Raw genomic sequence first — 14,029 nt, forward strand, 5'->3', positions numbered from 1 at the left:
CATTATAAAATAAGACTGCTAATAAATTTTAAGGTGTAAATACATTCCAGTTATGTTACGATACACTGAATGGGTAATTTTAACATTTTATAAACCCATAAAATGAAAACATTAAAGGAAGTGAAATATTATGAGAAAAAGAAAGGGAATTATTTTTATGACTATGCTTTCAGCAGTCCTTTTTTGTGTTTTATTGATTACAATCTCACTATCCCCGCTTGCAGATTTAGGACCGAATGCTAATCAATTCGGGTCTTCAGGAATGTGGATATCAATAGGAATGATACTTGTTTTTTATCTATTGCCCTTAATAATATATTGGATAGGTATAGATATAATGAGATTCGTTTTAGCCTTGTTTTGTTGCGGCGGTCTACTGATAAATTCCACAATAATTGTAGCAGTTTTAGTAATAGCAAAATTTAAAGACATTAGCGCTATATATATTGCTAGTATCACAGGTCTTTGTCTTGCTGCAATAATTGTAAATATTTTATGGTTCTTCATAGCTTTTCGTTCACCTTCAGCTAAGAATAATCCAAATCAAACCGTATTACCTTAAAAGCAAAAAGCCTACAATAAATGCTCTTCATAATGGAGAGCTTTTTATATGCTTATATTTATTCTTAATTATCCTGCTCCGTTAACTGCATAAGAAAAGGCGATCCTTATTAATGAAGAATCGCACCTGTTAGATTAATAACTATTTAGAGATTTTCTGTGTGGAATGGGAAATCGATTATTCAAGATGTCTTCAGCGGGTATTAATTTAATTTTTTTCCCTTGTTGCTATAAATATTGATCTCATATTGATCGTTTTTAATTATATTCTTTACTTTCTCTGAGTTAAGATAATCTTGAACTGTTTCTTCAATGGCTTCAACAATCTTTTCTGATTCTGAATCAGAAGATGACAAAGTTGTCTCTATAGAAATCGGTAAATAATCAAATTTATCCTGGCCTATCAGCTCAACAAGAAAAAGTTACCCCGAAAATTGAAATGATAAAATAATGTATATAACCGCAAATCCGTAATTTAATAGATAGACCCGCTTATCTTCTTTTTGAAAATAACTTTCAATCCCATCTATTACTGAATTGACCCCTAATAAGGTAAAGAACATAACAAAATAGAAATCAAAATCATTGATAAAGCCCATTACCAACACGAACAATATTGCTAGGCTCATTAAGATTTTTATTATAATAAATGATTTTGTACTTTTCTTTGCCCTTTTTTCAAAAAATAACCCCAATCTAAAACACCATCCTCATTCATTACATTCCTTTTTCTTCAAGCATAATATAAAACGAAATGAATTTGGTATAAATTCTCAATGTTCTTGTTTTATTAACGCCCTTTGTCTTAATAAGAAAAACCGAAATCAAAGATCGATTTCGGTTCATTCTATTTATAAATGGAAAAATCTTAGTTTGAAATATCCTTCTTTTGAAAGAAGAAAAAGGTTAATGCTAAGAAGATAAGGTAATAGATTGCTAGTACACTTATAGAAAATCCAAGAGTTGCTCCCTCAAACATTGAGAACGATTCAGAAATGTAACCTCTTAAATTGAGATGAGGGAATAAGACGAACTTTAACCACTCATTTTTTTCAATAAGTGACTGTATAACTAAATTTAAAGGAGTTGAAGCAAATAAAATAGATATTGAAACGCCTACTGCAAGTGCTTGGCTTTTAAATAATGTGCTTAACATGAAAGCAATGGTTGTGATAACTAAAAATCCTGGTATCCAATAAACCATCATATCAACAAAATAATCGCCTACTATTACAGGACTAAAACCAAAAGATGCAGGATCTAGAATTTTATCTGAATACGACCCATTTCCAAAGAATAAAATTCCTACTATATAACTGAATATAAATAGACTCACAAGTAATAACGCTGCAAATAGTAGTGATGTTATATATTTAGAAAGGAGAATTTTCCAACGTTTATAAGGCCTGATTAACAATTGCTTAATGGTGCCATCTGAAAATTCAGATGAAACTAAGGAGCTGCAAACAATCACAACAAATAGAGTAACAAATGATGTTAATGATGTAGTCCAGTTTGCCATATACGTCCAGTTCGTACGCAAGTCAGGGTTTATATTAGCGTCTAAAAGTTGTTTATTTAAATCGATTTCTTCCATTATCGCGGACTTTTCATCTTCACTAATTTTAGAAGTTTTTAAATCATTCTGCTGTTCTTGTATTTCTGCTTGTAACTCTTGCTTCCAATCTTTACTTGATTCGACTGGATTTAGTTTATAATCAATCAACGCTGTTCCTACAGCTGCCAATAAAAGAAAAACGATAAACAAATATGTAGATCCTTTTGAAAAGATTTTCATCCATTCATTTCTTATCAAGGACATCATACAGACTCCCTCATTTCCTGCTCAGTTATTTCAAAGAATTTATCTTCTAGTGATTTTCTAGTAATGCCTATTTCATAAACATCTAATTGATTACCATTAAAACTTCTGTTTATACTAGCCGTTTGTTCACGTGTGGCTGATACAGAAATTGAATTCGCCTCATATTTAAGAATAGGTATATTACCAAACTGTTCTTGAAGGATTTTTTTAGCTAGCCCTCCATCACTGACAGTAAAAAGAACTTCACTAATTGTTTCAGTTTTTTCATCTACAATATGTTCTTTCGTATGTATGAGTTTTCCCTTTTCAATAACGGCAAAGCTATCACACATTAATTGCATTTCTGATAGTAAATGCGATGAAATTAAAATACCCACGCCCTCACTTGCCAGTACCTTCAAATAATCACGAAACTCGCGAATCCCTTGTGGATCTAAGCCATTAGTTGGTTCATCAAAAATCAGTAAAGACGGTTTATGCAAAATTGCTTGTGCTACACCAAGGCGCTGACGCATTCCTAATGAATATGTTTTAACCTTTTTATCTATGGCATGATCTAATTTAACAAGCTTTATTACTTCTTCAATTCGCTCAATAGATATTTTATTAGGTGACATACGAGCATAGTGAAGGATATTTTTTCTGCCTGTCATGTATTTATAGAATTCTGGATTTTCAACAATGGCACCTAATTGATTCATGGCACCTTCAAAATCTTTATCGAGGTCATATCCATTAATCATGACTGTACCGCCCGTACGATTAATAAGACCTGTAATCATACGAATAATAGTGGTTTTACCAGCTCCATTGGGACCGAGCAAACCAAATATTTCCTTGCTTTTTATTTCAAAGCTAACATTATCTACAATGGTGGCTTTTCCAATTTTTTTAGTTAAGGATTGGACCTTAAGAACTGTTTCATTCATATAATACCTTCCTTTTTGTATATTTACCAAAATCACACAAATGTAATATTACCATATTATGCATATTATTGCTATGCTGATATTTTTCCATATTGTCTATAACATAGTCTCTTAGGTGAATGAACATAGAAAAAATAGATCTAGTGAAGATAATCTATTATAAAAGTATTATCTTATTCAAATGTTTCTATTTATTTGCCATAGAGGTACATGGGATATAATATTCAAAACTCGAAATGTTGCTTAATATGGAAATTATTAAGCAACATCCAGATATTCCAGATGAATTGATTGAAATAATGAAACAAGGATAGAATTAAAAATGCAGGAGCAGCAATGGTTTGAACATCAATTTTTAATAGCAAGAAAAGAATAATTCATAAAAAAAACCTGCATTTACCTGACGCTGCCCCAGATAGTAGTTATAAAGAAAGGGATATTTATTTGCTCGATTTACTTAGCCAATTTTCAACCTTTTTCTGTAGTTGTTCACCTAAATCAGCACCATCTTCTGTATCTTTCAATACCTGTTTTGAATATTTAATAGGAAACATATCTTCAAGTGAGTCTATGAATTCTTCTCCCTCTTCTGTTTCTTTATATTCTTTTAGAAAAAAACAATAAGAAAAACCGAAATCAAAAATAAATTTCGGTCCATCATTTTATAAACGGTAAAACCTTTTCATAATCCCATTCAATCAGTAGAGTCTAGTAGTATCTTCGATTTTCATTTGAATTTCCCCGTTCTTATTAATAGATTCTAAAGTGATTTTTCCCCCACCTGAATATCCTTTTTCAAAATATCCGATTACATATTCTGTATGCTGTTTTCCTTTACTATCTTTATATTGTAGTTTCATCGAATTCTCTCCAAAATCTTCAGTTGGCGTTACATTTAACTTAGTTTCTTCGCCTGGCTGGATTGAGGGAATTTTAATATCAGAGTTTATATGATTATAGGTCAAATATAAACCTGTAATTTCTTTATTCGTTTGATTTTTTACCGTGAATTCAAATCCTTCTTGCTTTAATAATAGAAAATAACTTCCCAATCCAATAATTCCTAATACCAATATTACGCCTATAACTTTTTTCATCTAGCCAACCACAGCTCCTAAAATCTTGTCGCATTTGATACGTCTCTGAATGTTAATTCGTCCTTCAGGAAGATAATTCGTCCGTTGTGCAAAATAATTCGACCTTCAAGAAGATAATTCGTCCGTGTGTCAAACTAATCCGTCCTTCAGGAAGATAATCCGTCTTAAAATTAGAATTATCGAAAATATCTTAACCCCCATTATATGCCACCCATTTAATTTAATATTTCAACAAAGAATCTTTGAACACTGTAAGTTTAAAGATTTCCCGAAAACTCATATCTAGAATTTAGTTGATTCAAGCTTCAAAATATATTCTTCAACCTCTTCGCCTCGTGCATTTGAATATCCTTTGTCCTCATCGGTAATTGCAAACCCGCATTTTTTCAATACTCGAATAGATGCGATATTATCCTTAGCCGCTCGGGCATAAAGAGGTCGAACATTTATTTCATGGAGGAATTTACTCAGTGCATCAGTGGCAATCCCCTTGCCCCAATATTGCTTTCCAATCCAGTAACTGACTTCTTGATTGCCAAACTGTTCAAAGTTTAGAATGCTGCCCACCACACACCCGTTATAAAGTATGGTCTTTTTCAAGATATTCTGGTTCGCTAAAATATTCATCCAGTGTTTCAAAAAAGCCTCTCTGTCAGCAGGATCTTTAGATGTGAAAGCAGCCATATTGTTTGCAGTAGAATCTAATTGATGCTCGAAAAAGATGGATAGATCACTCTCTCTGACATCTTGCAGTTGGACTTCTTCGTCATTTTTAAGGAATCCCATAAAATTCACACTCACTCCCTGACAGATTTAGTGTCTATCTTTTACATTAGCATTAGGAAAAGATTTCTCAGCAATCAACCTCATTGAAATAAATCAGACCCCATAGTTCAATTAGAACTATTTCTTTTCGGTAATTGCTTAGTCAATAAGGTTCGTACTTCATCTACTCCCCTATTTCAGTAAAGAGTATACGTTCGTATCAAATGGAACATCATTTTGATACATATAATTCTTTAAAACCCCTTCCTTCTCAAAGCCCAATTTTATTAATAACTCATTAGATGCTTTGTTTTCTACAAACACAATAGCTCCAATACGCTTTAGATTAAGTTCTTTAAAACCATATGATATGACTTCTAAAACAGCCTCAGTGGCAAGACCTTTGCCCCAATTCTCTGGAAAAAGTGCATAACCTATTTCAGCCCTCTTATGTTCAGAAGACCAATCGTGAAATCCAATTGTTCCGATAATGCCTTCCTTTTCTTTACTTTCAATTCCCCATTTAATGCCGCGTTTTTCATTGTAGTTATTAGCAAAATTCACAACAATATTTTTCACCTGATCTAAACTGGTTAACGGTTTTTGTCCATAATAACGTAATACATCAGGATTTGAAAAACAGTTTAATATATCCTGGGCATCATCTACAGTAAGTTCTCTCAAGATAAGCCGTTCTGTTTCTAATTTAGGAAACATTCTCCCACCCCTTTTTTCATAGTCTTTCACGTTAATCAAACAACAAGCTAGGTAGACCTAATTTTCCAACTGGTTATTTACTATTTTTTCTAAAAGGGCCTTAATTTCTTCATTCTGCTTTGTATGTTTGTGTAAGTCCTTTGCGATTAAAGGTAAGTAGTAAAGGAGAAAAACAGTAATTGCAATAAAAAAGATTATGGATAAAAATTGCATGAGTTCACTCCTAATGGTCATTTACAACAATGAAAAAATAACATTAATACAATCAAACTGCCTCGTTGAATAAAAAAGAACTGTCATATAGACAGCCCTGATCCACTACTTGACTAGCAGTTAGACAAGTTTGTCGTTATCTTTTTTTCCTAATATAAATGTAAAGTAAGTTAGTATAAGTGTTAGTATTCCAGTGCCAAATAAGACACTTCCAATTATTATAAAATTATTTTTATGAGTCTCAACCACCATATTCTATTGGTCAGTATCATAGATTCCATCTTCCTGATTATCAAGCCAAGAATCCCCTAGTGAAATGCCAAAATTAATACTTAAAAACATCAGTGCTAGCCCTGTTATTGCTAGTAAAGATGAAATAATCAATAAGTTATTACTATGTTTAGTTAACATGTAGTTTTCCTCATCTCTAAATCTATTTCCACAATAAATAAATATTACCATATTTTTCTTCAAAATTGAGAGTTAATACATGACAGCACCTTAATAAATCAAAGGGTTTGTTTTACAATGAATTGATGGATTCCACCATTAATACTTATCGGTTGTAGCACCAAGGATAGAGGCGCGGATAAAATCAAGGTTTTGGAAACGTTTGAGTTCCTTCGGCGCACCTGTCACGACTGCTCCATTTAATCAACCTCAATCAAATTATTTTTATCCAAACCAGCACTTGATGTCCTTCTGCATGGATGGGCCACTGGTAAAATCGATTTCTTCTACTTTTTTTGATTCATTGATTATACGGAGAGCTAGAATTGAAAGGGATGAAGAGTTTATTATATTTAGTATTATTTTCCTAAGTGGTTGTGTAAATTAAGAAAAAATCTTTCTTTTAAGTACGAATGTCCGATAACTGCGTATATGCCACCTCTTCTTCTTCTTCTTCAAAAATGAAATACGCTATTACAACTAAGGATATTGGCATCATATATCCTCCCTATTCGTTTCTCTGTTTGTTACATGTATTAACAATTCTTTAGTGCCTTCGAGGTGTTTTTCCTTAACTGCGCCTGAAAAAGTGATAGTTTAGCGAATTGTTTAAGGCAAGAAACAACGAGGAGGACAAACATGAAAAAAATATTATTTACGATCATAACGGCTTCTATATTCATTATTGGAATTTGTATGCCAACTAGAGGTGAAGCTGCCGTTGGAGATCGCACACTTTCGTATGGAACGAGTCATAGTGATGTAAAGGAGCTACAGGAATTATTAATGACAAAAGGGGTCTTCCCCTATCATGAAGCAACAGGCTACTTCGGTCCGATTACAAAAGAGTCTGTAAAGAAGTTTCAGGAAAAATCAAGACTAAAAGTTGATGGAATAGCAGGTTCACAAACGAACCAGAAAATAAAAGTCCTTCGCAGTGGGGATATTGGCAAGCCTGTAGCTGAACTACAAAGGCTATTGAAGGTATGGGGTGTTTACACTTCAACGGTCGATGGCATATATGGCACTGGTACAAAGCAGGCCGTTTCAAATTTTCAAAAGCAAAAGAGTTTATCGGTTGATGGAATTGCAGGGGCAAGGACTTTAGGCAAATTAGAGGAGAAAGCCAATTTAGTAAGCCAAAATGTTAAGGAGCTGACCGTTGCAAGCACAGCTTATACGGCAAGCTGTTCTGGATGCTCCGGCACGACGAGAATGGGTGTTGATTTAAAAAAGTATGATGATGCAAAAGTGATAGCAGTCGACCCGAATGTGATTCCTTTAGGTTCTAACGTAGAGGTTGAGGGTTATGGACAAGCCATCGCGGTAGATACGGGTGGAGCGATCAAAGGTAATAGAATTGATGTTTTCATTCCAAAAGAAGCGGATGCTTTAACGTGGGGAAGAAAAGAAGTGAAAGTAAAAATAATAGAGTGATTGAATACGGCTCCAGCGTTTCAATCTGAATCTGCTAAATAAATAGAGAGAAAGAGCATGTATTGAAAACTTAAAATACATAAACAATTATTAGAAATATCAAATTAAAAAGAGCATCAAGTGTTGATGCTCTTTAATTTCTTATACTACATATAATATCTCTAGGAAACTTCAGATTAACCTATTTCTAATTCCATTTAAATATTCGTTAATCCTTCAAGAATGTACCTTGCCGATACTCTAGGTAAGCTTGATCAATTTCCTCTTCTGTATTCATGACAAATGGTCCACGGGCAACAACTGGTTCCATCAAAGGTTCTCCCGCATATAAAACAATTCGCAATGGTTCAATTGCTGTTATATCCACTTCACTTTCCTCTGATTCTTTCCCTGCACCCAGCCACAACACTTGACCCTTTGAAGCTTTCATTTCGTTTTTACCGAATACTCCACTTCCTTCAATTAGATAGATCATTCCGTTGTAGCTACCCGGCAAATTCTGTGTGACCGAAGCTCCAGGCTCTAGAAGCATTTCCACCATCGTAACAGAAACATGGTTTTTCGTCGCAGAGATAACATCCTTTGATGAACCAGAAAAGACGCGGATGATAGCTCCTTCTTCTTTTCTCACTGGCATATCTTTTCCCATTAAATTTTGATATCGCGGTGTTGTCATTTTTTTATCGCGGGGAAGATTGACCCAGAGTTGAAGCGAATGGGCGGTAACACCTTCAGAAGGCACCTCATTATGCACAACGCCGCTTCCGGCTGTCATCCATTGGACATCACCCGGTCCGATTATTCCACCATCCCCGGTATGACTGTCATAGTGCTCAATCGTTCCATCAATAACAAATGTGACTGTTTCAATCCCTCTATGTGGGTGAATATCAAATGAACCTTTTTGAAATTTATCCTCCATCATTAAAAGAAAGGGATCACTCTTCTCCCAATTTCCTGGTTCAATGACTGGTCCCGCAGTATGAATCGGACTATATTTTTGAAGTTTCACATCTCTTACTTCAGCAATATCACGTTTGAAGATATTTTTACTTTCCATTCCTCTATTCATCCTCCTTGAAGTTACTAGTAACCTGATAAAGTGCCATTACTATATTTCTTCCTTTTTAGCTACTCAATAACTTTCCTAATGCTTTGAAAACAAGTTTCGCTCCAATCACATACCTGATTTAGGATTCCTCCTGTATGGGATTAGGCACTTCCATTTGAAAACTATATCTATGAACCTTTATCATCATCTCATGCAGGTTCTTCTTTTCTGTGTCATCCAATACATCAAATAATGAAGCTTGAAAATCTGATTGAATTGGCATTACTTTTTCCATTAAATCTTTCCCTTTTTCAGTTAATGAAATATATTTAACTTTCCATTGTTGATCCCGAACAATCAGATTATCCTTTTCTAACCTTGTTAACATATGTGATACGCCTCCACGACTGATCGTAAGGTGCTCCGCCAATTCCAGTTGTGAAACAGGTTGATGAATAAGCACTTGTGCCAACATATCAAATTGCGCAACAGTGACGCCAAAATGTTGTAAATGATCATTCGAAAGCTGGTTACTTCTTTGATAAAAACGAACCATTCGCAACCAAATCAACAAACTCAATTTATTATCATCGGTAAACCCTCGTCTATCCATGTTTGACCATCACCTCTCCTCTTGGTTCACCATCAGTTTACTAGTAATTTGATAAGTAGTCAAATGGCATTAGTCTATCATACAAATTCCCTCATATAGTATAGCCATCCTGTTTCTAATATAAGAGATATTCTCTCATCTAATGAGAGATTTTGGGGGAATTATTATAGCAGCAAAATAAAAGAGATTGTTAAACCTAGAATAATATCAAAAAAAACACCTCGTAGCTTGGTTTGAAATTTACGAGAAATCACTACCAAACGGCTAAGGTGTCCTAATAGGATACTATAATTTAACATTTTTAATATCAATTCAGGGTGCATAAAAGGAATTTGCTTCTACATCTTTTTATATTAATTATTGATGTATATTTGTAATAATCGTGTTATCTTTTATTTCTCCATTCTCGGAGTAATTGTCCACATGGAAACTATTTTTTTCTGCACTGGTTGTAATTTCATTTTCTATGATAGAAAATCCTTTTGTATATTGTATAAACAGGCCAATTCTTCCAATATCCGAAAGAGTGTTGTGCCTTATTTTAATATTATTTGTATATCCCTTATGTTGATATTCCAAATCTGGTTCATCTATTAATAAACCATCCGTTCCTATATTTTCAAACGTATTATCACTGATTGTTACATTACTAGCAAACCCCAAATATATGCCTCGATACGCATTGGAGATCCTATTATTTGAAATAGTTACTCCATCAATCCAGTTGAGATAGATATTAGGCTTTTGATTACCACCAAGCTGATTATTAAAGACATTTTTTGATATAATGAGGGACTCTATTTTTGCAACGTTTGTAGGGCTAGGCCAACCCTCTCCATATATATTCTCTCTGCGCGTATTTTGAAATATATTATTTGATATTGTTGTGTTACTACCTGATTGTGGAAGTCCTGTTTGAATACCATTAGATGTTTTCGAAGATTCCCCTTTTCCATTTGGATTAGAGAGTGCAATACCTCTGTTATTATTTAAAAAGGTATTATTTTGAATAGTCGTATCTTTCCATTTAAAATTACGAATGCCTACGAAGGTAATACCTTCAAATGTATTATCTTGTATCATGATATTAGTGCTAAACTTATTGTGAACAGAACCATGATTTCCAATGCCAACTGGCCAAGCAGTTGTTCCCTTGGTTCCACTTGCTCCAAAATAGGAGTTGCGAATTGTTACATTTTTTGAAGGGGTTCCATCATAAACGCCATATTGACTAAATCCCAATTTAGTATGCTCAGATATTTGGATTGCTTCTGAATAGAAGCGAGAATGGTCAGGTGTTGTGTCCTTAAATCCTAAAAATTTACTATTCTCTATTACAACCTGTTCGGAAGCATTAATATCTATTGCATGATCGCTTGCTACATCTCTAACCTCTATATTTCTAATCGTAATATTTTTCCCTCTTGCAATACCAATTGCATTGAACGGGTCTGGATAGTTTTTAATATTACCATTCCAAATACCACCCTCAATCGTGATATTACCATGGCCATTATAATCCGTATACATTGCCCCGGCATCACCATTAACCATTATCGTATTGTCATGACTGCGTAGCAGCTCAGCCCCTTCTTCAAGGACTAAATGTGTGTTCTTATATATGCGTAACGTATTTGTAAGCTTATAGGTTCCTTTTGGAATGATAATCTTGATCGGGGTGCTACTCGTCTTAGACAAGTCTAAGGTTTTTTGTATAGGTCTCGTATCGTCGTTAATTTGATCTCCTTTAGCACCAGCATCTTTTACATTAATAACAGACTCAGAAACAGTCTTTGAGACGGGCGAATATTCATTATTATTCAAAGATATGATTCCCTTGAAAATAACTAAAACGATTAAAACAAAACAGGCGATAGTCAAAGGCACTTTTTTAGGTACCTGCTTAAAACGGTGTATTTTTTTCATTTGAAAGACGATTCCTTTTTTCTGGATAAGTCATTTTACTACAATGTTTTGAGCGAAAATCCATATTCCATGACCTTCTATAACCAAATCCATTACTTTTAAAGAGTTTCGATTATACCATATTATCTCAAAGGAACTTTGAAAGCATAATGGGTAATAAATTTTCTACTCATAATCGTTTAAAGAAAAGCCTAAGTCCATATAAATTTAGGACTCAGGCTGCATAAAACGTTGTTTATTTAACTCTGTCTACTTTACAAGGCTCATTCGTAGTAGTTACTTATAACTTTAGGTCAGCTTTAGGTCAGCTTTAGTTAAGCCTTAATCAATTGTTTGTTCTCTTGTACTTGCCTATCACTTTGCAAATCTTGCATTACAAGTTTATTCAATCTATTCATAAACTCTTTATAATAACCTGACTGATAGTGGGAGAACGTTTTCCCGAATGGGTGATCATGTTGTCCAATATACTTAGTATCTTTTAGGTTAATTACCTTACAACCGGGAATGCACTGTATGAACCAAGAATTTAGCTTATCCCAGAAATAATTATTCCTTTGAATAATATGATTCCGTGGGAACTTTTTGATAGAGCCATCTGCATCATAATATGTTGAGGTAAAGCCCCCGATATTAAGGATGATGCGATCTTCAGGAAGGTATTCTTTAATTTTTTCTGAAAACTGAATCATAGCTTCTTTCCATAAAGCAAAGTAAGTATCATTGTTGTCATGAGTAACTACTTCATAATCCATGAATTCCTTAAAGTATTTGCTTTGCCTTAAAGCAAGGCTTGCACTAACGATAGTATCATCATTTATTTTAATTATGTCACGTGCAGCATCTGCATATAAATCAATGATCAAGTATTCAGGACGCAATTCTTTAATCTGATCAAAGAAATTCTTCTCAAAGTCGCTCTGAATAAAATACTTGTTATACTCTGATACATCATCCATCTTAGCAACATCTATTTGCATAGGATTGGAAACCATGCTGATAATGGATGAATGGAATTGGGTTAATACACATTTGTAATTCTGCTTATAAGTTGGGTTAAAGTAGTTTGTTGAATTGAATGGATTTCTACTAAAACACGAGCCTAATACTGCAACTTTAACCGCATCATGTGAAGGTTTGTTAGAGTCTATAAAATAGAGAGAGAAGTTGCCTAATCCGTTTACATATGGTTTAAACTTATATGATGGATTAGCACTCATAATTTCGTATGTAAATTTCTCTTTTTTTAGATCTTCAAGTGGCTTAACCATTACATCTATGATTCTACCATCCAATGTAGTTAAACGTACAAACATATCCCATACATCTCCATGATGAATAACTTCATCGTTAAGAAGCTCTGCTACAGATAGTTCTGCTTGAAAATGGGCATTTAACAAGGATAAATGTGATACTTTTTCTGTATAGTAAACATTTTCCTTTCCAACTGTATACCGCTTTTTTATAATTAGATATGATTCGAGCTCATCGAAATTCCAGACATCATATTCAGGAGAAGAAATTGTCCCTAAAAGATGCATAGTATTGTTTTCAAATTTCAGCTGTGAAAGGTTTATTTTTAGTTCACTAGGCCTAATCAAAAGGGCGATAGAATTCTTCCCCGTAACATATGGCTTGGTTCTATATAAATCATTATGGGAAAAATTAAAATAATTGAAATTAAAAAGTCCTTTAGTTCCGCTTGAACATAGTAATGGAGCTTCAACAACTAATCCATCTTTGCTTGTTACTTCGATAAAAAGGTCCCAAATAAGGTTCTTATTCAATTGATAATTTTCAAATAAATCATTAATGTTTAAGGAGAAATTTAATGGATTTACACCTGTAACAGGCTCAATTACCATAGATTCGTAATACTCGAAAAGGTGCTCTTGCTCTCGTTTTTTCACCATTAATCTAATAGAATAGTTATTCCAATCTTCTTGTTTCAAAATAGCTGAATTACTCATCTGAACTGATAAATTGAAGACTCCCTCATTAAATGAAGCTTTGCCAATGGTTGCTTTAATATCGTTTTTTAATACAAATATAGATACTCCGTTTTCTCCTGTAATGTACGGTTTTACTTTAAATTGTTTATTATCTAAACTCACATAATCATTTATGCTAATTTTTAGTTGGTTGTCTGTTTCTAGTTTGAAATAATCATCCCCAGACAATAAAAACAAGTCCCATATCATTTCATTATTTAGAGAAATCCCTTGAAGAAGAGTGTTTATATCTTTCTCAAAAACAAATTCACTACCGTTAATATTCAGTGGAAATGAATACTCCTCTGGATATTCTAATCCATGTTCAATTTCTCTTCTTCTAATACAAAGGGAACAACTTTCTTCTAATGAAACTTCTGCTTTACCATTTAGCGATAATTCACCATTACTATATCCTAAATTAGTTACTAAAATTGTCATACGTACCGTACCC

14 protein-coding genes are annotated in these 14,029 nt (G+C 33.6%); 2 read left to right on the forward strand and 12 right to left on the reverse strand.

Going from position 1 to position 14,029, the window contains the following annotated elements; translation table 11 throughout:
• Positions 1–130: 130 nt before the first annotated feature.
• Positions 131–562 (forward strand): DUF5391 family protein, encoded by a 432-nt coding sequence (locus tag RE409_RS23640; protein ID WP_201186782.1) that lies wholly within the window; start codon positions 131–133, stop codon positions 560–562.
• Between the two features lie 202 nt (positions 563–764).
• Here RE409_RS23640 and RE409_RS30785 read toward each other — a convergent pair whose 3' ends face one another.
• From RE409_RS30785 to RE409_RS23675, 8 genes are all read right to left on the reverse strand, one after another.
• A complete protein-coding gene (locus tag RE409_RS30785) occupies positions 765–968 on the reverse strand; it encodes a DUF4030 domain-containing protein (RefSeq protein ID WP_277951008.1) in 204 nt (67 codons plus the stop codon).
• Positions 969–983: 15 nt separating this feature from the next.
• Positions 984–1,190 carry a hypothetical protein gene (locus RE409_RS23645; RefSeq protein ID WP_201186787.1) on the reverse strand — a complete coding sequence of 69 codons (207 nt, stop codon included), beginning with the start codon at positions 1,188–1,190 and terminating at the stop codon, positions 984–986.
• Positions 1,191–1,429: 239 nt separating this feature from the next.
• Positions 1,430–2,386, reverse strand: coding sequence for an ABC transporter permease (locus RE409_RS23650; protein ID WP_309558176.1), 957 nt, complete (start codon positions 2,384–2,386; stop codon positions 1,430–1,432).
• Positions 2,383–3,315, reverse strand: coding sequence for an ABC transporter ATP-binding protein (locus RE409_RS23655; RefSeq protein WP_309558177.1), 933 nt, complete (start codon positions 3,313–3,315; stop codon positions 2,383–2,385). Before RE409_RS23655 ends, RE409_RS23650 begins: the two co-directional genes overlap by 4 nt.
• A 698-nt stretch (positions 3,316–4,013) precedes the next feature.
• Positions 4,014–4,412 carry a hypothetical protein gene (locus RE409_RS23660; RefSeq protein ID WP_201225217.1) on the reverse strand — a complete coding sequence of 133 codons (399 nt, stop codon included), beginning with the start codon at positions 4,410–4,412 and terminating at the stop codon, positions 4,014–4,016.
• 282 nt (positions 4,413–4,694) lie between these two features.
• On the reverse strand, positions 4,695–5,198 hold the full coding sequence (locus RE409_RS23665; protein WP_201250948.1) for a GNAT family N-acetyltransferase: 504 nt from the start codon (positions 5,196–5,198) through the stop codon (positions 4,695–4,697).
• A gap of 171 nt (positions 5,199–5,369) precedes the next feature.
• Positions 5,370–5,894: a GNAT family N-acetyltransferase gene (locus RE409_RS23670; RefSeq protein ID WP_056520188.1), complete on the reverse strand. Its 525-nt coding sequence runs from the start codon at positions 5,892–5,894 to the stop codon at positions 5,370–5,372.
• A gap of 468 nt (positions 5,895–6,362) precedes the next feature.
• A complete protein-coding gene (locus tag RE409_RS23675) occupies positions 6,363–6,518 on the reverse strand; it encodes a hypothetical protein (protein WP_309558178.1) in 156 nt (51 codons plus the stop codon).
• A 678-nt stretch (positions 6,519–7,196) separates the two neighbouring features.
• On the opposite strand from RE409_RS23675, the gene RE409_RS23680 reads away from it, so the two are divergent.
• Entirely contained in the window at positions 7,197–7,994 is a 798-nt protein-coding gene (locus tag RE409_RS23680) for a peptidoglycan-binding protein (protein ID WP_201186799.1), read from the forward strand.
• A gap of 208 nt (positions 7,995–8,202) precedes the next feature.
• On the opposite strand, the gene RE409_RS23685 is transcribed toward RE409_RS23680, so the two are convergent.
• The 4 genes from RE409_RS23685 to RE409_RS23700 all read right to left on the reverse strand — a co-directional run bounded on the left by RE409_RS23685 (position 8,203) and on the right by RE409_RS23700 (position 14,016).
• Positions 8,203–9,054 carry a pirin family protein gene (locus RE409_RS23685; protein ID WP_201186800.1) on the reverse strand — a complete coding sequence of 284 codons (852 nt, stop codon included), beginning with the start codon at positions 9,052–9,054 and terminating at the stop codon, positions 8,203–8,205.
• A gap of 130 nt (positions 9,055–9,184) precedes the next feature.
• Positions 9,185–9,658: a MarR family winged helix-turn-helix transcriptional regulator gene (locus RE409_RS23690; RefSeq protein WP_201250363.1), complete on the reverse strand. Its 474-nt coding sequence runs from the start codon at positions 9,656–9,658 to the stop codon at positions 9,185–9,187.
• A gap of 357 nt (positions 9,659–10,015) precedes the next feature.
• Entirely contained in the window at positions 10,016–11,584 is a 1,569-nt protein-coding gene (locus tag RE409_RS23695) for a right-handed parallel beta-helix repeat-containing protein (protein ID WP_309558179.1), read from the reverse strand.
• Positions 11,585–11,898: 314 nt separating this feature from the next.
• On the reverse strand, positions 11,899–14,016 hold the full coding sequence (locus tag RE409_RS23700) for a DUF6270 domain-containing protein (protein ID WP_309558180.1): 2,118 nt from the start codon (positions 14,014–14,016) through the stop codon (positions 11,899–11,901).
• Between the last annotated feature and the right edge of the window lie 13 nt (positions 14,017–14,029).

It is taken from the genome of Peribacillus sp. R9-11, from assembly GCF_031345095.1.
Classification (GTDB): domain Bacteria; phylum Bacillota; class Bacilli; order Bacillales; family DSM-1321; genus Peribacillus; species Peribacillus butanolivorans.

Bases quoted from the DNA above. Each gene is read 5' to 3' on its own strand.
- RE409_RS23685 (WP_201186800.1), bottom strand. From the start codon at position 9,054: ATGGAAAGTAAAAATATCTTCAAACGTGATATTGCTGAAGTAAGAGAT.
- RE409_RS23650 (WP_309558176.1), bottom strand. From the start codon at position 2,386: ATGATGTCCTTGATAAGAAATGAATGGATGAAAATCTTTTCAAAAGGA.
- RE409_RS23690 (WP_201250363.1), bottom strand. From the start codon at position 9,658: ATGGATAGACGAGGGTTTACCGATGATAATAAATTGAGTTTGTTGATT.
- RE409_RS23675 (WP_309558178.1), bottom strand. From the start codon at position 6,518: ATGTTAACTAAACATAGTAATAACTTATTGATTATTTCATCTTTACTA.
- RE409_RS23695 (WP_309558179.1), bottom strand. From the start codon at position 11,584: ATGAAAAAAATACACCGTTTTAAGCAGGTACCTAAAAAAGTGCCTTTG.
- RE409_RS23640 (WP_201186782.1), top strand. From the start codon at position 131: ATGAGAAAAAGAAAGGGAATTATTTTTATGACTATGCTTTCAGCAGTC.
- RE409_RS23670 (WP_056520188.1), bottom strand. From the start codon at position 5,894: ATGTTTCCTAAATTAGAAACAGAACGGCTTATCTTGAGAGAACTTACT.
- RE409_RS23680 (WP_201186799.1), top strand. From the start codon at position 7,197: ATGAAAAAAATATTATTTACGATCATAACGGCTTCTATATTCATTATT.
- RE409_RS23665 (WP_201250948.1), bottom strand. From the start codon at position 5,198: ATGGGATTCCTTAAAAATGACGAAGAAGTCCAACTGCAAGATGTCAGA.
- RE409_RS23700 (WP_309558180.1), bottom strand. From the start codon at position 14,016: ATGACAATTTTAGTAACTAATTTAGGATATAGTAATGGTGAATTATCG.
- RE409_RS23645 (WP_201186787.1), bottom strand. From the start codon at position 1,190: ATGAGCCTAGCAATATTGTTCGTGTTGGTAATGGGCTTTATCAATGAT.
- RE409_RS23655 (WP_309558177.1), bottom strand. From the start codon at position 3,315: ATGAATGAAACAGTTCTTAAGGTCCAATCCTTAACTAAAAAAATTGGA.
- RE409_RS23660 (WP_201225217.1), bottom strand. From the start codon at position 4,412: ATGAAAAAAGTTATAGGCGTAATATTGGTATTAGGAATTATTGGATTG.